We start from the raw sequence: 18,376 nt of genomic DNA, 5'->3' as shown, positions 1-18,376 counted from the left end.
CCGACGACCGCGGCGGCGCACCGCCGCCGGTCCTGCTCCCGCACGCGCACGGCGCCGGGAAATCCACGCGCTCCCCTGGCGGCCCGTCAGGTCGGGCGGCCGGTGCGCAGGAAGCCCGCCAGCAGCTCGTGCACCGCCGCCGCACCCTCCTCGGCCAGCACCTCGTGCCCCGCCCCCGTCGCCTCCACGTACCGGAAGTCGACGCCCTCCACCCGCCCCAGCCGCAGCAACTCGTGCCGCAGCGAACGGGACTGGCCCACCGGCACCACCTCGTCCCGGTCCCCGTGCACCACCAGCAGCGGCGCCCGCAGGCGGTCCGCCACCCGCAGCACGTCGCGCGGCCCCCGGGCGTCCCACAGCTCCCGGTCGCCGCCCAGCCGGGTGGTCAGCGCCCGCACCGGCGCCGACGCCTCCGCCAGCAGCCGCCCGCCGGACAGGAACGGCGCCACCACCGCGCACCGCGACACCGACCCGGCCGGGGCGTGCGCCGCCGCCAGCAGCGCCAGGAACGCGCCGTAGCTCACCCCGAACAGCGCCGGGGGCTCCAGCCCCGCCGCCGCCCGCCGCCCCGCCACGTCCGCCAGCAGGGCCAGCACGTCCTCCAGGTCCGGCCCGCCCCAGGCGCCCCGGATCGCCATCGCGTACTCCGGGCCGTACCCCGTCGAACCGCGCTGGTTCGGCGCCAGCACCGCCAGGCCGTCCGCCGCCATCCGCTGCAGCGCCGGATCGAACTCCAGCCGCCAGGCGTCCGCCGGGCCGCCGTGCAGCGCCAGCACCAGGTGCGGCGCCGACAGCCACCCGTCGCCGCCGTACACCACCGACTCCACCGGACCGGCCGGGCCGGGCAGCTCCAGGCACCGCGCGGACAGCCACCGGCCGCCGTCCCCCGGCACCGTCGAGCCGTCCAGCCGCCAGCCCGCCGGGGCCGACCCGGTTTCGAGGTCCGGCGCGTCCAGCAGCGCCGCCACGTCCAGCGTGGCCAGCGCCGCCGGGCGGTCCGGCGCCGAGTACGGCATCCGCAGCCCCGCCGCCGACCAGTGCCCCACCGCCCCCAGCCGACCCGGCGGCACCGGCAGCGGACGCACCTGCTTCTCGCCCGCCCGCCACAGCACCAGCGCCGACGCCGCGCCGTGGTCCACCTGCAGCACCACCTGCGGCTCCGCGCCCGGCAGCAGCCCGGGCGCCGACGCCACCGGGCGCAGCAGCCGACCCGGCTGGTGCAGGCAGTCCGGGAACCGCACCGGCTCGCCGCCGCCGATCAGCGCCCAGCCGAGCCGGTCCACCCCCGGCGCGTCACTGCGCAGCATCCCGAAGCCGGTCGCCGGATCGAACAGCACCAGCCGGTCGTTGCTGCTCTCGCCCAGCTCCAACAGCGGTGTCGCGGTGCCGAGTTCGAGATCCAGCACGACCGTCTTCACCATCCCGCCGACCACCCGGTCCAGCGCCAGCAGCCGCCCCGCGACGTCCAGCCAGACCCCGCCGCCGTGCAGCCCCGGCAGCTGCGCGACCTCCCGCGGCGCCGAACCGTCCGCCGCCAGCAGCCACACCGTCGTCACCGGCCGGGTGTCCGTGCCCAGCAGCACCGCGACCGGCGCCCCCGGCCCGGCGGCCGCCCCGCCCGGCACCGCGAGCATCCGCAGACCGGCCGTCCGCACCGCCGCCAGCGGCACCTCCGGCTCCCCGGCCGCCAGCAGCACCAGCGCGTGCCGGTCCCCGTCGTGCCGGCACACCAGCACCCGGCCGTCCGGCAGCGCGAGCAGCTGGGCCCGCAGCCCCTCCTCCGACGGCAGCGCGGTCGGCACGGCCGGCCCCTCGGCCGGAAGCCGCCAACTCTCCGCGTACCACCCGCCGTCGGCCCCGGCGGCGAGGCACGCGGCGTGCGAGCCGTCGCCGGCGAAGGTGAAGCTGAGCCGCCGCAACGCGAGGTGCACGGTCTGCGTGCTCATGGGGGATCACCTTTCGGTACGGGTGGGGTGTTCAGGGGCCCGGGGGCTCTCCGCCGGGGCGGCTCTCCGCCGTCAGGGGCTCCACATCCGGGGCCCGCCGTGGCGGAGGCGGAGCAGGAAGGCGAGCGGCCCGGCGGTGCCGGTGCCGTAGGCGGGGGTGGCGGTGGTGCCGGTCTCGTCGGGGAGGACCAGCAGGTCGTCGCGGAGGGCGGTGCGCGCGGCGATCAGGGCGGCGAGGTCCCGGGCGCCGTGCCGGAAGCGCCCCTCGCCGGTGGCCTCGGCCAGGTCGAGCAGGTACTCGCCGTTGCCCGCCAGGCCGTGGCAGGCGGTCACGCCGCTGTGCCAGCGGGCGTCCAGGACGGCCCGACCGGCGGCCAGGGCGAGGCGGTGGGAGTCGGGGTCGCCGGTGGCCAGCCAGTGCCGGACCAGGAAGCTGCCGACCCCGGAGGAGCCGCTGCACCAGTGGGCGAGGCGGACGTGTTCCGGGTCGCCGTGGCTCTGCGGCCACCACGCGGCGGGGCCGTCGGACCGGGCGGTGGCGGCCAGGGTGCGGGCGGCCCGGTCGGCCCCGGCCCGGGCGTCCGCCGCGGTGGCGGCGAGCGCGGGGTCGCCGCCGTCCGCGAGGACGCCCGCGGCGGCGAGCAGGAAGGCGCCGACACCGGCGACGCCGTGCGCGTGGCCGAGGTGGGTGGCGCCGGCCAGCGCGGAGTCGAAGTCGGCGGGCACCGGCCAGACCGTCCCGTACGGCTCGTCGCGGGCGGCGGCGAGCAGCCGGTGGACGCAGCGGGCGGTGCGGTCGAGGAAGGTGCGGGCGCCGGTGGCGCGGTGGGCGCGGAGCTGGGCGAGGCCGGCGCCCGCGACGCCGTGGCAGACGTCGGGGTTGGGCCAGTCGAGCGGGAGCTTCGCGGTGAGCCCGGCGGCGCGTTCGGCGAGGCCGGGGTCGTCGAGGGCCTCGGCGGCGTCGAACAGGGCCCAGGCGGTGCCGGCCCGGCCGAAGTGCAGTCCGGGGAGCACCACGGGTTCGGCGGCGCAGCGGCGCTCGACCCAGGCGGCGGCGACGGCGGCGGTGGCCCGGGCGCGTTCGCGGGCGGGTCCGGGCAGCGGCGCGCGGGCGGCCCGGGCGAGCAGGGCGAGGACGCCGGCCGCGCCGTGCTGGACGTTGCACGGGTCGGTGAGCAGGCCGCCCGGGACGGTCGGCCAGAGCCGGTCCGGGCGCTGCGGGGTGGCGCTGCGGGCGAGCAGGCGCAGCCCGTCGTGCAGCAACCGGTCCAGTGGGGGCGGGGCGACGGGTGCGGCGGGTGTGGTTCCGGGCGCGGCCCCGGCGGCGAGCGCGGTGCGGACGCGCTCCAGGCTCCAGCGCCGGTCGGCGGCCTCGGCGCGCAGGCCGAGCACCAGCGGGGCGAGCCGGCGGGCGGTGTCGCCCCCGCGGGCGGCCAGCGCCAGCCAGCGCCCCAGCCGGTCGGCGACCGGACGGGCCTGCGGCAGGTCGTCGGGCAGCAGCGGGTCGTGGCCGGTGGCGAGCAGGAAGTACAGGCCGCCGAGGGCGTACAGGTCGGTGCTGCGGGCGGCCCGGCCGGTCCGGTGCGGGCCGGAGTGCTCGGGGGCCCGGTAGCCGGGGGTGCCCGCGGAACCGGCCAGCACCCCGGCGGGGACGGCGAGTTCGAGGTCGACCAGGCGGACGTCGCCGTCCGGGGTGACCAGCACGTTCCCGGGGGAGAGGTCGCGCAGGACGAGGCCGCGGCGGTGCACCCGCTCGACCAGGTCGAGCAGGGCGAGCGCCATCGGGCCGGCCTCGGCCCACGGGACGTCCGGGGTGCCGTCGCGGCGCAGCCGGGCCGCGACCCAGCTGCCCAGGGCCTGGCCGGGGACGCGGTCCTGGACGAGGAACAGCGAGTCCTGCTGCTCGACCAGGGCGTGCACCCGGGGGGTGAGGCCGCTGTCGGCGAGCCGGCCGAGCAGTTCGGCCTCGTGGCGCAGGGCGGTGCGGGCGTCGGTGCCGGCCCGGTCCACCTCGATGTGCGCCCGGGCCTGCTTGACCACCACCTCGGCGCCGGTGATCCGGTCGCTGCCCAGGAACACCCCGCCCTTGGCGCCGTGCCGCAGCGCGGCGGTCAGGGCCCAGCGGCCGTCCAGCAGCACGCCGCCGGGTGCCCGCCCGCCGCCGGTGGTCGATCCCGCCCCCTCGACGGGGTCGGCCACCCAGGGCGGACGGCGGTAGACGGCGCCGCGCACGTCCTCGACCAGGGCGCCGCCGGGGGCGCGCAGCATCGAGCGGTAGGCGCCGTCGTTGCCGAGCACCGACCGGCCGGCGAACGCGCCGTAGCGGTAGTGCACCAGGCTGCCGGGACGGTACGGGCGGTCGGAGAGAATCACCGGCCCCGGCATTCCCGCGGTGGCGCGGTGGAGTTCCTCGGCGAGCCGCCGGAATTGCTCGTCGTCGCCCGGGTAGACGGTGAGGAATTTACCGGCGGATCCGCGTTCGCTGTTCCGGGAGTTCAGTTCGTGGAGTTTCTCCCGGTCGGCGGTGAATTTGAAGGCGCACGGGTCGTCGGCGACGGCCGCGGCGACCGCGGACAGCACCTCGACCGCCACCGAGGAGGCCGCGCTGACGTGCAGCTTCCAGCCCTGGGCGGGGAGTTCGCGGCCGGGCGGCCGCACCGTGCACCAGAAGCCCTCGACCGCGACCGTCCAGTCGCCGTCGCCTCCCCGGGCCCTGCTGCCGGCCACGGCCGCCCGTGCCACCTCCACCAACGTGCCGTCCACACCCGGCCCGTCGTCGACCTGGCTCGGCCCCCCGGCCCTGCGCAGCGGTGTGCCCGCCCCCATCTGCTTCACACCCCTTCGCGGTGGACCCGACCGAACGGTCTGCGGAAGTCACGAGAGCCTCGCTGACGCCCGGCGCATTCGCCCCGCGTTCCGCATCCGGATTCACGGGATTCCGCGCTCCGTGCGCGGGAATTACGGCCGGTCGCCTTTTTCGACCCCCCTGGTCGAGGCAACTCTCGTTCGCAGGACTAGAAGTTACTTTCGGGGCGGGTGTGACTCAACACCGGCCGGGTCACTTCACCCGTAAGGGTGATCGGGTTTCGTTTTCGAATGCGTTCGCCCCGGCCGGTGTGACCAGGGCGCCCCGCGCGGCCACCGGCCGGTTCCGCCCCGCGGGCCCGCCGGAGCGCCGCCGGAGCCGCCCGCCCACCGCCCCCACCGGGTTGACGCGCAGGTGTACGACGGCCGGGCCCGGTCCGCACGCCGGGAGCGCGACCGGCCCCGGCCCCGGCACGCGGTAGTCTCGACAGGTGCCGAAACTATCCGACGTCATCGCCGTGCTCGAAGAGGTCTACCCCCCGCAGTGGGCGGAGTCCTGGGACGCGGTGGGCCTGGTCTGCGGCGACCCCGGGGCGGAGGTGCGCCGGGTGCTGTTCGCCGTCGACCCCGTCCGGGCCGTGGTGGACGAGGCCGTCGAGTGGGGCGCCGACCTGCTGGTCACCCACCACCCCCTCTACCTGCGCGGCACCACCACCGTCGCCGCCACCGGCTTCAAGGGCCGGGTGGTGCACACCCTGATCAAGCACGACATCGCGCTGCACGTCGCGCACACCAACGCCGACCACGCCGCCCCCGGGGTCTCGGACGCGCTGGCCGAGGCCGTCGGGCTGAAGGTCACCGGACCGCTGGTGGCCGACCCGACCGACCCGGCGGGCCGCCGGGGCAGCGGCCGGATCGGCGAGCTCCCGCAGCCGCTGACCCTGGCCGCGTTCGCGGCGCAGGTCGCCGCCGGGCTGCCCGCCACCGCCGCGGGCGTGCGCGCCGCCGGCGACCCGGAGCGGCTCGTCCGCCGGGTCGCGGTCTGCGGCGGCTCCGGCGACTCCTTCCTGGCCGAGGCCCGCAAGGCCGGCGTGGACGCGTACGTCACCGCCGACCTGCGGCACCACCCGGTCTCCGAGGCCGTCGAGGCGGCCCCGGTCGCCCTGGTCGACGCCGCGCACTGGGCCACCGAGTGGCCCTGGCTCACCCTGGCCGCCCGCGAGCTCACCGGCCGCGCCGACAGCCGCGGCTGGCCGCTGGAGACCCGCGTCTCCACCCGGGTCACCGACCCGTGGACGGCGCACGCGCCGATGCCGTACGCCCTCTGAACCTTCCCGCCGAACCAACTCAACAGGAGCCCTGCCGCGTGAACGCCGCGCCCGCCGACCAGATCCGCCTGCTCGACCTGCAGGCCTTCGACTCCCGCCTCGACCAGCTGGCCCACCGGCGCCGCACCCTGCCCGAGCACGCCGAGATCGACAAGGCCACCGCCGACCACAACGCCCTCAAGGACCTGGTCGTCGCCGCCCAGGCCCAGCTCGGCGACACCACCCGCGAGCAGGCCAAGGCCGAGGCCGACGTCGAGCAGGTCCGCACCCGGGCCGCCCGCAACCAGCAGCGGATGGACTCCGGTGCGGTCTCGCCCAAGGACCTGGAGAACCTCCAGCACGAGAACACCTCGCTGGCCAAGCGCCAGGGCGACCTGGAGGACATCGTCCTGGAGGTGATGGAGCGCCTGGAGTCCGCCCAGACCCGGGTGGTCGAGCTCACCGCCCGCCTGGAGCACTCCTCCGTGGTCGTCGCCGAGGCCGAGGGCCGCCGGGACGCCAAGTTCGCCGAGATCGACGGCGAGGTCGAGAAGGCCCGCCGCGACCGCGAGGCCGTCGCCAACGTGATCCCCGCCGACCTGATGAAGAGCTACCTGCGCCTGCGCGAGCAGCAGGGCGGCGTCGGCGCGGCCCGCCTCTACCAGCGCCGCTGCGAGGGCTGCCGCACCGAGTTCTCGATCACCGAGTTCAACGCGATCAAGGCCGAGCCCGCCGACAAGGTGCTGCGCTGCGAGAACTGCGGCCGCATCCTGGTCCGCACCGGCGAGTCGGGCGTCTGACCCGGTGGCGGGCGCCAGGTACGTCGTCGAGGCCGACGGCGGCTCCCGGGGCAACCCGGGGCCGGCCGGCTACGGCGCGGTGGTCCGCGACGCCGACACCGGGCAGGTCCTGGTCGAGGCCGCCGAGTACATCGGCCACGCCACCAACAACGTCGCCGAGTACCGGGGCCTGATCGCCGGGCTGCGGGCCGCCCGCGACCTCGACCCGGACGCCCGGGTCGAGGTCCGGATGGACTCCAAGCTGGTCGTCGAGCAGATGTCCGGGCGCTGGCAGGTCAAGCACCCCGACATGCGGCCGCTGGCCGCCGAGGCCCGCGCCGTCCTCCCCGCCGGGCAGGTCACGTACGGGTGGATCCCGCGCGAGCGCAACAAGGCCGCCGACCGGCTCGCCAACGAGGCGATGGACGCGGGGCGACTCGGCCGCCAGTGGGAGCCCGCCCCCCGGGCCGCCGCGTCCGGGCCCGCCGCGTCCGGGTCCGCCGTGTCCGGGCCCGCCGTATCCGGGTCCGGCGTGCCCGGGCCCGTCGTGTCCGGCGCGGCCGACGAACCGCTGCCCGCCGCGTCGGCCGCGTCCGCTGCGTCCGCCCCCAGGGCGGGTTGGGCCGCGCCCGCCGACCTCGGCACCCCCACCACCCTGGTCCTGCTGCGGCACGGCGAGACCCCGCTCACCCCGCTCAAGCGCTTCTCCGGCGGCACCGGCAGCGACCCCGGCCTCTCCGAGAAGGGCCGCTGGCAGGCCGACCGCGCCGCCGAGGCCCTGGCTGCCCGCGGCACCGTGCAGGCCGTGGTGGCCTCCCCGATGCTGCGCACCCGGCAGACCGCCGAGGCCACCGCCCGCCGGCTCGGCCTGGAGGTGCGGATCGAGGAGGACCTGCGCGAACTCGACTTCGGCGCCTGGGAGGGGCTCACCTTCGCCGAGGTGATGGAACGCCACCCCGACGACCTCACCACCTGGCTCGGCTCGGCCAGGGCCAGGCCCACCGGCAGCGCCGAGTCCCTCACCACCCTGGCCCAGCGGGTGGCCCGGGCCCGCGACCGGATCATCGCCCGCCACCCCGGGCAGACCGTCCTGGTGGTCTCCCACGTCAGCCCGATCAAGAGCCTGGTCCGGCTCGCCCTCGGCGCCCCGCCGGACGCCGTGCACCGGATGGAACTCTCCGCGGCCTCGCTGTGCGCCGTGCAGTACTACAGCGACGGCAACGCCTCGCTGCGGCTGCTCAACGACACCTCGCACCTGCGCTGAGGCGCCGCGGGCCGCCGCTCAGTGGACGTCGGTCACCACGACGTCCAACTGCCACGGCTTGCGGTCGGTGCCGCGCGCCGAGACCTCCACCCGGTGGCCCAACTGCTCCAGCGCGTCCACCAGTTCACCGGGTACGGCCGGCTCCAGGCCCGCCGTGAGCAGGTCGCGCACCAGCCGGCCCTTGGTCGCCTTGTTGAAGTGCGACACCACCGAGCGCTTCAGCACCCCGTCCACCTCGCGCTCCTGCAGCACCCGCACCGTCACCGTCCGGCCCGCGACCTCCCCCGCGGGCTTCCACGCCGCCGCGTACGCCGCACTGCGCAGGTCCAGCACCAGGCCGTCCGCGACCTCCGGCAGCACCGCGGCCAGCTCGCCCCGCCAGTACGCGCCCAGCGCGCCCAGCGGCGGCAGCTTCACGCCCATCGAGCAGCGGTACGGCGGGATCCGGTCACCGATCCGCACCGCGCCCCACAGCCCCGAGAACACCAGCAGCGAACGCTCCGCCCGGGCGTACGCCGCCTCGTCCAGCTTGGCCAGGCCCAGGTTGTCGAACAGCACCCCGGTGTACACCTCGCCCGCCGGACGGGCCCCCGCCGTCGGCAGACCGGCGTTCTTGGCCACCTCCCCGCGCAGCCCCGCGCTCAGCCCCAGCACCCCGGCCGCCCGCTCCGCGTCCCCGGCGCACAGCTCCACCAGCGCGTCGAGCACCCGCCGCCGCGCCCCGGCCAGCCCCGGCAGCGACAGCCCCGCCAGTTCGACCGGCGCCCCCGCCTCCGGCGCGGCCTTCCCCTCCGACGGCGGCAGCAGAACCAGCACGACAACACCCCTTCAACAACCTGTGGCACCCGAACCCGACCACCCTAACGACCTCGCCGCCCACCCCCCGAATCCCGGCCCACCCGCCCGGGGGAGCGCGGAGCGCGGGCCCGGGCGGGGTCCGGCTGGTGGCGGGCGGGGAGCGGAGAGCGCGGACGCGGCGGCGTCGTTGCCGGGCCCCTCCGCACGGTCAATCCCCGTACGCCACAACCGCCTTCAGGGCTGTTTCAGCGCGCCTTCCACGCCACCGCCGCTTACGCTGCGACCATGCCGCGCCGACACCTCAGCGTCCGGGCCGCCCAGACCGCCAGGATCAACACCGAGCTCGCCGACCTCAGGACCCGACTGGAGATCCGCACCGACTGGTCGCCGGAGGTGCTCGCGGAGGCCGACCGGGCCGCCGCGCTGCCCCGGCTGCCGGAGTTCGACGCCACCGACCTGGACCTGTTCACCCTCGATCCGCCGGACTCCCGGGACCTCGACCAGGCGATGCAGCTGTCGCGCCGGGGCACCGGCTACCGGGTGCACTACGCGATCGCCGACGTCGGCGCGTACGTCACGCCGGGCGGGGCGGTCGACACCGAGGCCGCGCACCGGGTGCAGACGCTGTACTTCCCGGACGGGAACGTGCCGCTGCACCCGGCCCGGCTCTCCGAGGGGGCGGCCAGCCTGCTGCCCGGGGAGCTGCGGCCTGCCCTGCTCTGGCAGCTCGACCTGGACGCGGACGGCGCCCTGGTGCTGGCCGACCTGCGCCGGGCCCGGGTCCGCTCCCGGCGCCGGCTCGACTACGCGGGCGTCCAGACCCGGATCGACGCGGGCCGGGCCGACGAGCAGCTGGCCCTGCTCGCGGAGATCGGCGCCCTGCGCGAGGCGCAGGAGCGGGAGCGCGGCGGCGTCAGCCTGCCCGTGCCCGAGCAGGAGGTGAGCGCCGAGGACGGCGGCTACCGGCTCGGCTACCGGGCGCCGCGCCCCGCGGAGGGCTGGAACGCGCAGGTCTCGCTGCTGACCGGGATGGCCGCCGCCGAGCTGATGCTGGACGCCGGGACCGGCCTGCTGCGCACCCTGCCGGCCGCCCCCGAGTCCGCGTACGCCAGGCTGCGCCGCACCGCCGCCGCGCTCGGCGTGCACTGGCCGCCGGAGCTGCCCTACCCGGCGCTGATCCGCTCGCTGGACCCGGGCCGCACCGCCGACGCCGCCTTCCTCAGCGAGTGCACCGGCCTGCTGCGCGGCGCCGGGTACCGGGCCTTCGACACCGCCCGCGGCACCGCCCCCCCGCCGACCCGGGCCACGCCGCGCTGGCCGCCCCGTACGCGCACTGCACCGCGCCGCTGCGCCGGCTCGGCGACCGGTACGCGCTGGAGATCTGCGCGGCGGTGGCGGGCGGCACCGACGTGCCGGGCTGGGTGCGGGACGCCCTGCCGCTGGTGCCGGGGCTGATGGAGTCGGGCGACCGGCGGGCCCACGAGGTGGAGCGGGCCTGCGTGGACCTGGTGGAGACCGAGCTGCTGCGCGGCCGGGAGGGCGAGGAGTTCGAGGCGGTGGTGGTCGACGTGGACGAGCGCCGTCCCACCGTGGGCACGGTGCAGCTGCGCGACCCGGCGGTGGTCGCCAAGTGCGACGCCCCCGACCGGCTGCCGCTGGGCCATCGGGTCACCGTCCGGCTGACCCTGGCCGATCCGGCCACCCGCACCGTCCGGTTCGCGCTGGCGGCCGCCGGGTAGTCCCAGGATTCGTTCATGAGATGGTGGGATGATCGGATGATGAGCCGATCGATCACCGCGCCGGACCGCCGTCACAGGCTGCTGATCCTGGCCATCTGCTGCCTCAGCCTGTTCATCGTCGGCCTGGACAACACCGTCGTGAACATCGCGCTGCCCTCGATCCGCACGGACCTGGACGCGCCCGCCTCCGGCCTGCAGTGGGTGATCGACGCCTACACCCTGGTGCTGGCCTCGCTGCTGATGCTCTCCGGCTCGGTGGCCGACCGGATCGGCCGCAAGCGGGTCTTCATGACCGGGCTGGTGCTGTTCGTGCTCGGCTCGCTGCTGTGCAGCCTCGCCCCCGGGCTCGGCTGGCTGATCGGCTTCCGCGCGGTGCAGGCGGTCGGCGGCTCGATGATGAACCCGGTGGCGATGTCGATCATCACCAACACCTTCACCGACCCGAAGGAACGGGCCCGGGCGATCGGCGTCTGGGGCGGCGTGGTCGGCATCAGCATGGCGCTGGGCCCGCTGATCGGCGGCTTCCTGGTGGACACCGCGGGCTGGCCGTCGATCTTCCTGATCAACGTGCCGGTCGGCCTGGCCGCCTGCCTGCTGACCCACCGGTACGTCCCGGAGTCCCGGGCGCCCCGGGCCCGCCGGCTCGACCCGGTCGGGCAGTTGCTGATGCTGGTGCTGCTGGGCTGCGGCACCGCCGCGATCATCGAGGGTCCCGGCCACGGCTGGACCTCGCCCGGCATCCTCGTCCTGGCCGTGCTCGCGGTCGCCGCGCTGGTCGCCTTCCCGCTGTGGGAGCGGCGGGTCGCCGAGCCGCTGATCGACCCCCGGTTCTTCCGCAGCGCCCCGTTCGCCGGCGCCACCGTCACCGCGGTGTGCGCGTTCGCGGCGCTCGGCGGCTTCCTCTTCCTCAACACCCTCTACCTCCAGGAGGTCCGGCACTACACCCCGGTGGTGGCCGGCCTGTGGACGCTCCCGATGGCCGGCCTCACTCTGCTCGCCGCCCCGCTGTCCGGCCGGATCGTGGCCGGCCGCGGCCCGCGCCTGCCGCTGCTGGTGGCCGGCGCGGCGATCGCGGCCAGCGGACTGCTGCTGACCCGGCTGACCGACGACTCCTCCGCGCTCCTGCTGCTGCCCGCGTACGCCCTGTTCGGCGTCGGCTTCGGCCTGGTCAACGCCCCGATCACCAACTCCGCGGTCTCCGGCATGCCGCTGTCCCAGGCCGGGGTGGCCGCCGCGGTCGCCTCCACCAGCCGCCAGGTCGGCCAGTCGCTGGGCGTCGCGGTGATCGGCACCGTGGTCACCAGCGCGGTCGTCTCGGCCGGCGGCTTCACCCCCGCCACCCACGCCGGCTGGTGGATCATCACCGGCCTGGGCCTGACCGTCCTGCTCCTCGGCCTGCTCACCACCACCCCCTGGGCCACCGCCACCGCGGCCCGGGTCGCCGCCCGCTTCGACCAGCAGCCCCGGGGCGTCCGGCCGGACCCCGCCGGGCAGGCCCGCTGACCGACCGGCCCTCCGGCGGGCGGCGTGCGGGAGCACTCCGCCGAGCGGCTACGATGACCAGTACGGCGGACGAGCCGGCCGGGCGGTCGCGTCGGGTCCCTTCGGGGGCTCGCCGAGGAACGTCCGGGCTCCACAGAGCAGGGTGGTGGGTAACGCCCACCCGGGGTGACCCGCGGGACAGTGCCACAGAAAGCAGACCGCCTGCCGCTCCGGCGGCAGGTAAGGGTGAAACGGTGGTGTAAGAGACCACCAGCGACCGAGGTGACTCGGCCGGCTCGGTAAACCCCACTCGGAGCAAGGTCAAGATCGGTGCCCCCGGGCACCGTGCGCGGGTGTTCGAGGGCTGCTCGCCCGAGCTCGCGGGTAGACCGCACGAGGCTGTCGGCAACGGCAGCCCTAGATGGATGGCCGCCTCCCCCGGCCGCGCGAGCGGCCCGGGAGACAGAACCCGGCGTACAGGCCGACTCGTCCGCCGCCTCCGCCTCGAACGGCCCGGACGCGCAACCGCGTCCGGGCCGTTTCCGTCCCTTTCCCGGCGCGCTTTCCCGAGGTCGATCGTGGGCGATACGGAAGTCGCCGCCCGGAATCATCCCCCCGACGGGGCCGGCCCGTCGGGGGAGAACTCGGCAACGCCGTGGGGAGCGGCCGCGGACGGCCGCTCCCCACCTATGCTTCACTGCGGTTTTCCGTCCGCTCCAGGCGCCGGTGACCCGGTGCCCGGTGGGGTCAGGAACGGCCCCAGGTGTTGCTGGCCCACACGGCGCCGCCGGTGGTCGGGCCGCCGCCCTGCTTGTAGAGCACGACGTTGCCGTCCTCCTGGACCTTCACGTACGCGCCGTAGTTGGCCGTGGTGGTGGCCAGCCAGTACGTCGCGTTCGGGCTGGCCACGCCGAAGATGCCGTTCTCGGTCATGACCGCCAGCGCACCCGGGTGGTTGTAGGTGTTGCTCGCCCAGATGGCACCGCCGTCGCTCTTGCGGTAGAGCACCAGGTTGCCGTCGGCCTGCTGGATCAGAATGGTCTTGGTGGACTCCAGCCAGTTGTTCCCGCCGAGGGCCTGCTTGCCCTGGAGGTTGTCGGCCGGCTGGTCGACGTACTCGCCGTTGACCTTGGCCAGGACGAAGCCGCTGTCGTTGTGCCAGAACGGCTCCGGCTGGGTCAGGTCGCCGAGCATCAGGGCGCCGTCCACCAGGAGGAACACGGAGTTCGGCTTGCCCCAGGTGCCGGTGCTCCACAGGGCGCCGCCGGTGGTCGAGCCGCCGCCCTGCTTGTAGACGACGAAGTTGCCGTCCGTCTGCATGATCGCGTAGGCGCCGCTGTTGCCCCAGGTGCCGGTGCTCCACAGGACCTGGATGTGGTTGCCGTTGTTGGCGTTCAAGTAGAGCACCAGGTTGCCGTCGGCCTGCATCACCAGGGTGGTGTCGCCGACGGTGAGGGAGCCGCCGGACAGCAGGCTCTGCCCCGGGCTCAGCTGGGCGTAGGTCTCATCGGCCTGCGCGGCCTGGGGTGCGGCGGCGGACTTCGCCGACTTGTTCGCCTTGGCGGCCTTGGCCTTCGGCATGGTGTGCACGATGGGTGCGGGCGTGGTGCCGAGGACCGGCGCCGGGGCGGCAGAAGCCGTGGGTATGGTGACCGCGGCGATGGCGCCGGCGCCGATGAGCAGCGCGGCGGCACGCTTGAACATGCTGTTACGCATTTCTCCCCCTCCAAAGGATAACTGGGTCGCGATGATCCAGCGGAGAATTAATACACCCTTGCGAGGACAGTCGAACAGGAGGGGCGGGTACGCACAAAAATTCTGACAGTACGTCATCAAACGATCGCGCGTCCGCCACCGGTCAGCCGACCGAGGAGTTGTAGCCGTCGATGGCGGGCTGGAGCTCCTTCGCGGCGTCGGCCAGGGCCTGTTGGGCGGTCTTGGAGCCGGAGACGGTCTGCTCGATCGCGGTCTCCACGCCCTTGCGGGCCTGCGGCATCACGCCGAGCAGGCAGCCGGCCGTGGCGGGGGTGGGCTTGGTGGCGGCCAACTGGTCGATGGCGGTCTGGAACTGGGGGTACGTGGCGACCCACTGCTTGTCGGCGGCGACGTCCAGGGCCTTGGTGTTGACCGGGAAGTAGCCGGTGCCGGTGTGCCAGGCGGCCTGCTGCTCGGGGGCGGAGAGGAACTTCTCGAACTCCCAGGAGGCCCGCTTCTGGGCGTCCGAGTGGCCCGGCCCGGAGATCCACAGCGAGGCGCCGCCGATGACCGGGCCGCCCTGGTCGTCGGCGGCGGTCTTCGGGAACGGGGCGGTGCCGACGGTGAACTTGGCGGCCTCGGTGTAGCCGCGCAGCACGCCGGTGGACTCCAGGTGCATGGCCACCGTGCCGGCCTTGAACGCGGCCTGGGCGTCGGTGGTCTGGCGGCCGGTGTTGGCCGCGTAGCCGCCCTTGACCAGGTCGGCCCACCACTGGACGATCTCGGCGCCCTTGGCGGTGTCGAAGGAGACCTTGGCGGCCTTGCCGGTGCGGCCGTTGCCGCTGTCGCAGTAGAGCGAGCCGGACTCGGCCAGCAGCTCCTCGACGAACCAGCCGTAGACGGCCGCGCCGAAGCCGTACCTGACGGTCTGCCCGCCGCCGTCCTTCTTGGTCAGCTTCTTGGCCAGGTCGCCGAGTTCGGCCAGCGTGGCGGGCGGCCGGGCCGGGTCGAGGCCGGCCTCCCGGAAGGCGTCGGTGTTCAGGTAGAGCAGCGGCACCGAGGAGTTGAACGGCATCGAGGCGAGCTTGCCGTCGACCGAGTAGTAGTTGCGGATGTTGGGCTGCAGGTCGTCCAGCGAGTAGCCGTCCCGGTCGGCGAAGGCCTGGGCCGGGACGGTCTGCTTGGAGTCGATCATGAAGCGGGTGCCGATGTCGTAGACCTGCACCAGCGCCGGGGTGGCCTTCTGCTGCACGGACGCCTTGTACTTGGCGACCAGGTCGTCGTAGGAGCCCTGGAAGACCGGCTTCACCTCGATCTTCCCCTGGTGCGCGCTGTTGAACTGGTTCACCAGGGCGGTCAGCGCCTCGGCGTTCTTGCCCGTCATCGAGTGCCAGAACTCGACGGTGGTCACCCCGGACGCCTGGTCGAGGGCGGAGGCGGCGGGCGCGGCGGCGTCCCCGGAGGAACTGCCGCCGGAACCGCCGGAACTACAGGCCGTCAGGGCCAGGCCGGACACCAGCAGGGCGGCGAGCGCGCGGGCACTCTTCTTCACGGGCTTCTCTCTTCTGCGAGGGCGGGTACCGGGAGAGGCGAGCGGGAACATGGGGCGACGGCGCGTCAGGAGACTTCGCCGACACGGAAGTTGTGCCGGTGGACGGTGGCCGGTAGGCGGTGGCCGGTCGGTCAGCGGACGGCGCCGGTGGTCAGGCCGCGGACGATGAAGCGCTGGCCGAACAGCACCAGCACCAGGGTGGGCAGCAGCGACAGCACCACGCCGGCCAGGATCAGGCCGGGGTCGGCCATCTCCGAGTCGCGCAGCGTGGACAGGCCGATCTGCAGGGTCTGCATCTCCGCGGTGCGGGTGATGATCAACGGCCAGAAGTACTGGTTCCAGGCGGACAGGAACACGTAGACGGCGAGCGCCGCCAGCACCGGCCGGTTCAGCGGCACCAGGATCCGCCACAGGAACCGCCAGTGGCCCGCCCCGTCGATCCGGGCGGCGTCCCGCAGTTCGGCCGGGAACTGCCGGAACGACTGCCGCAGCAGGAACGTCCCGAACGCGGAGGCCAGGAACGGCAGCACCAGCCCGACGTACGTGTTGCCCAGCCCCCAGCCGGACAGCGTCAGGTAGTTGGGGATGACCACGGACTCCCACGGCACCATCAGGGTGGCCAGGAACAGCCCGAACACCACCCGGCGGGCCCGCAGCGGCAGGAAGACGAAGGCGTACGCGGCCAGCACCGAGGTGAACAGCTGCGCCGCGGTGATCACGCCCGCCACCAGCACCGAGTTGGCGTACTGGCGGACCAGCGGCACCGCGTGCACGGCGCCGGAGAAGTTCCGGCCGGTGAGCGAGTGCGGCACCAGCGCGGGCGGGTAGTCGGCGATCTCGTCCGGGCGCATGAACGCCCCGGCGAACACGTAGTAGACCGGGAAGAGCACCGTCAGCACGGCCGCGAGCAGCAGCAGGTACACCGCGGCGGTGGCGAGCGTGCCGCGCGGGCCCCGGCGGGGGCGGCGGGCGGTGCGGGCCGGGGCGGCGGGCGGGGGCGCGTCGGGGCCGGTGCCGGGGCCGGGTTCGGATTCGGCGAGGGTGGTCGTCATGCGTAGTGCACCTTCCGCTCCAGGACGCCGAACTGGACGGCGGTGCAGGCCAGGACGACGACCAGCAGCACCACGGCCTGCGCGCTGGCGGTGCCGAAGTCGCTGGAGCCGTAGGCGAAGGCCTTCTGGTAGACGGAGTAGACCAGGGTGCGGGTCGAGCCGTCCGGGCCGCCCCGGGTGAGGATGTGGATCTGGCCGAAGCTCTGCAGCGCGTTCACGGTGGAGACCACGGTCAGGAAGAACAGGCTGGGCCCGAGCAGCGGCACCGTGATCGAGCGGGCCAGCCGCAGCCCCGAGGCGCCGTCCAGCCGGGCGGCCTCGGTGATCTCGTCGGGGATCGAGCCGATGCCCGCGGACAGCACCAGCACGTTGTAGCCGAGGTTCATCCAGACCGTGGACGCGGCGACCGAGAGCAGCGCGTACCGCGTGTCGGTGAGCCAGCCGACCGGGCCCAGGTGGAACTGCGAGAGCAGCCCGTTGAGCACCCCGCTCGCCGGGTTGTAGAAGACCGAGAAGACCACCGAGGCGCTGGCCACCGAGAAGGCGAACGGCAGCGCGAAGGCCGAGCGCAGCAGCCGGACGCCGCGGATCCGGCCCTCCAGCAGCAGCACCACGGCCAGCGCCCCGAGCACCCCGGGGACGACCGTGAGCAGCACGAACAGGGCGGTGGTGAGCAGGGTGTCGCGGAACTCGGCGGAGGCCAGCAGGTCGGTGTAGTGCTTCGCCCCGACGTACCGCGAGGGTGCGCCGAACAGGTCGTTGGCGTGCGCGCTGAGGTACAGGGTGCGCCCGAGCGGATAGGCGGTGAACAGGGCGAAGACGACGACCGAGGGGAGCAGGAACGCCCAGGCGAGCCCGTGTTCCCCGAGGCGGCGCGGGCGCGCGGGCGGGGGCGGTGCGGGCGGGGGTGGTGCGGTCGGCATGGTGCGCGTCCGCCTTTCGTGACGTCGGTTCCGGCCAAACCGTGTCGCGCCCGAACGACAGGCCGGCGAGGGGGAGGTGAGCGAGGGGTGGCGCCTTTCTTACGCGTTCGCGTCAGAAGCGGAGGGCCCCGTGTGGCTACCCCTCTCCCGCCACTTCTGCACCTCCCGGAAGCCGTCGTTTCGTCAGGTCCCGTACGGAGGACGCCCGTTGGGGCCGGATCGGGAGTGTCCGTATCGGTTCGGCGCGGGTCCGGTGCCCGGTCGGCGCGGGCCCGGTGGCCGTCCGGTGCCCGGCCGGTGGCCGTTCGGTGTCGTCCGTGGCTGTGCGGTTGTCAAGGAGCGGTGGGAGGTGCGGGGAAGTCGTCAGCGCAGCAGTCGGCGCTCCTTGGCGATGGCCACCGCGCCGGAGCGGGTGTCCACGCCGAGCTTGGCGTAGATCCGGCCGAGGTGGGTCTTCACCGTCGCCTCGCTGATGAACAGCGCCCGGGCGATCTCCCGGTTGCCGAGCCCCTGGCCCAGCTGGTCGAGGATGTCCTGCTCGCGGTCGGTGAGTTGGGGCAGCGGGGAGCGCATCTGCGCCATCACCCGGGAGGCGACCGGCGGCGACAGCGCGGGTCGGCCCGCCGCCGCGGCGCGGATCGCGGCGAACAGTTCCTCCGGCTTCTCCGCCTTCAGCAGGTAGCCGGTCGCGCCCGCGTTGATCGCCCGGCTGATGTCGGTGTCGGTGTCGAAGGTGGTCAGCACCAGGACGTGGCTGCGACCGGCGTCGGCGAGGATCCGCCGGGTGGCCTCCACCCCGTCGATGCCCGGGCCGAGCTGGAGGTCCATCAGGACCACGTCCGGCCGGAGGGCGGCGGCCAGCGAGACGGCCTCCTCCCCGGTGCTGGCCTCGCCGACCACCTCGATCGCCGGATCGCTGGACAGCAGGGCCAGCAGCCCGGCCCGGACCATGGCGTGGTCGTCGCAGATGACCAGCCGGACGGTGTCGTTCATCGACAGCTCCTCTCGCGTCTCGCGTCTCGTGCTCGTGTTGC

Annotated in this window: 12 protein-coding genes, 1 other RNA gene and 1 pseudogene; 6 read left to right on the top strand and 8 right to left on the bottom strand. The window is 75.0% G+C overall.

All coding sequences use genetic code 11. The annotated features are described in order from the left end of the window. Positions 1-86: 86 nt before the first annotated feature. Together HUT16_RS10130 and lanL are read right to left on the bottom strand one after the other, a co-directional pair. Positions 87-1,946 (bottom strand): S9 family peptidase, encoded by a 1,860-nt coding sequence (locus HUT16_RS10130; RefSeq protein ID WP_176187537.1) that lies wholly within the window; start codon positions 1,944-1,946, stop codon positions 87-89. A 72-nt stretch (positions 1,947-2,018) separates the two neighbouring features. Then, positions 2,019-4,772 carry a class IV lanthionine synthetase LanL gene (lanL, locus tag HUT16_RS10125; protein WP_176187535.1) on the bottom strand — a complete coding sequence of 918 codons (2,754 nt, stop codon included), beginning with the start codon at positions 4,770-4,772 and terminating at the stop codon, positions 2,019-2,021. A gap of 470 nt (positions 4,773-5,242) precedes the next feature. On the opposite strand from lanL, the gene HUT16_RS10120 reads away from it, so the two are divergent. The 3 genes from HUT16_RS10120 to HUT16_RS10110 are packed head-to-tail and all read left to right on the top strand — an operon-like array spanning position 5,243 to position 8,101. Continuing rightward, a complete protein-coding gene (locus tag HUT16_RS10120; RefSeq protein ID WP_176187533.1) occupies positions 5,243-6,079 on the top strand; it encodes a Nif3-like dinuclear metal center hexameric protein in 837 nt (278 codons plus the stop codon). A 38-nt stretch (positions 6,080-6,117) separates the two neighbouring features. Continuing rightward, the gene (locus tag HUT16_RS10115; protein WP_176187531.1) at positions 6,118-6,858 is read left to right on the top strand and encodes a zinc ribbon domain-containing protein; all 741 of its coding nucleotides are present in this window, start codon (positions 6,118-6,120) and stop codon (positions 6,856-6,858) included. 4 nt (positions 6,859-6,862) lie between these two features. Continuing rightward, positions 6,863-8,101, top strand: coding sequence for a bifunctional RNase H/acid phosphatase (locus tag HUT16_RS10110; protein ID WP_176187529.1), 1,239 nt, complete (start codon positions 6,863-6,865; stop codon positions 8,099-8,101). Positions 8,102-8,119: 18 nt separating this feature from the next. Here the strand turns inward: HUT16_RS10110 and yaaA are convergent, their stop codons facing one another. After that, complete coding sequence (gene yaaA / locus HUT16_RS10105) at positions 8,120-8,917, bottom strand: peroxide stress protein YaaA (RefSeq protein WP_176187527.1); 798 nt, start codon at positions 8,915-8,917, stop codon at positions 8,120-8,122. A gap of 267 nt (positions 8,918-9,184) precedes the next feature. Here yaaA and HUT16_RS10100 point away from each other — a divergent pair. From HUT16_RS10100 to rnpB, 3 genes and pseudogenes are all read left to right on the top strand, one after another. After that, positions 9,185-10,638 (top strand): annotated as a pseudogene (locus HUT16_RS10100) (RNB domain-containing ribonuclease). Positions 10,639-10,677: 39 nt separating this feature from the next. Further along, the gene (locus HUT16_RS10095) at positions 10,678-12,141 is read left to right on the top strand and encodes an MFS transporter (protein ID WP_176187525.1); all 1,464 of its coding nucleotides are present in this window, start codon (positions 10,678-10,680) and stop codon (positions 12,139-12,141) included. Positions 12,142-12,211: 70 nt separating this feature from the next. Then, positions 12,212-12,613: RNase P RNA component class A (gene rnpB / locus HUT16_RS10090), an RNA gene on the top strand. 254 nt (positions 12,614-12,867) lie between these two features. Here the strand turns inward: rnpB and HUT16_RS10085 are convergent. From HUT16_RS10085 to HUT16_RS10065, 5 genes are all read right to left on the bottom strand, one after another. Then, positions 12,868-13,836, bottom strand: coding sequence for a hypothetical protein (locus HUT16_RS10085; RefSeq protein WP_176187523.1), 969 nt, complete (start codon positions 13,834-13,836; stop codon positions 12,868-12,870). A 142-nt stretch (positions 13,837-13,978) separates the two neighbouring features. Next, positions 13,979-15,367: an ABC transporter substrate-binding protein gene (locus HUT16_RS10080; RefSeq protein WP_217712047.1), complete on the bottom strand. Its 1,389-nt coding sequence runs from the start codon at positions 15,365-15,367 to the stop codon at positions 13,979-13,981. Between the two features lie 131 nt (positions 15,368-15,498). Beyond that, positions 15,499-16,419, bottom strand: a complete 921-nt coding sequence (locus HUT16_RS10075) for a carbohydrate ABC transporter permease (RefSeq protein WP_176187519.1) — start codon at positions 16,417-16,419, stop codon at positions 15,499-15,501. Continuing rightward, the gene (locus HUT16_RS10070) at positions 16,416-17,342 is read right to left on the bottom strand and encodes a carbohydrate ABC transporter permease (protein WP_176187517.1); all 927 of its coding nucleotides are present in this window, start codon (positions 17,340-17,342) and stop codon (positions 16,416-16,418) included. The genes HUT16_RS10075 and HUT16_RS10070 overlap by 4 nt, the downstream gene beginning before the upstream one ends. Positions 17,343-17,705: 363 nt before the next feature. Further along, positions 17,706-18,335 (bottom strand): response regulator transcription factor, encoded by a 630-nt coding sequence (locus tag HUT16_RS10065; RefSeq protein WP_176187515.1) that lies wholly within the window; start codon positions 18,333-18,335, stop codon positions 17,706-17,708. Positions 18,336-18,376: the final 41 nt, after the last annotated feature.

Origin of the sequence: Kitasatospora sp. NA04385, assembly GCF_013364235.1 — a bacterium.
GTDB lineage: Bacteria > Actinomycetota > Actinomycetes > Streptomycetales > Streptomycetaceae > Kitasatospora.
Note: the sequence above shows the minus strand (reverse complement) of the source record. Positions and strands in the feature narration are given on the sequence as shown.

Coding starts and splice junctions, on each gene's coding strand:
- HUT16_RS10130 (WP_176187537.1), bottom strand. CDS start 1,946: ATGAGCACGCAGACCGTGCACCTCGCGTTGCGGCGGCTCAGCTTCACC.
- lanL (WP_176187535.1), bottom strand. CDS start 4,772: ATGGGGGCGGGCACACCGCTGCGCAGGGCCGGGGGGCCGAGCCAGGTC.
- HUT16_RS10095 (WP_176187525.1), top strand. CDS start 10,678: ATGAGCCGATCGATCACCGCGCCGGACCGCCGTCACAGGCTGCTGATC.
- HUT16_RS10085 (WP_176187523.1), bottom strand. CDS start 13,836: ATGCGTAACAGCATGTTCAAGCGTGCCGCCGCGCTGCTCATCGGCGCC.
- HUT16_RS10075 (WP_176187519.1), bottom strand. CDS start 16,419: ATGACGACCACCCTCGCCGAATCCGAACCCGGCCCCGGCACCGGCCCC.
- HUT16_RS10070 (WP_176187517.1), bottom strand. CDS start 17,342: ATGCCGACCGCACCACCCCCGCCCGCACCGCCCCCGCCCGCGCGCCCG.
- HUT16_RS10065 (WP_176187515.1), bottom strand. CDS start 18,335: ATGAACGACACCGTCCGGCTGGTCATCTGCGACGACCACGCCATGGTC.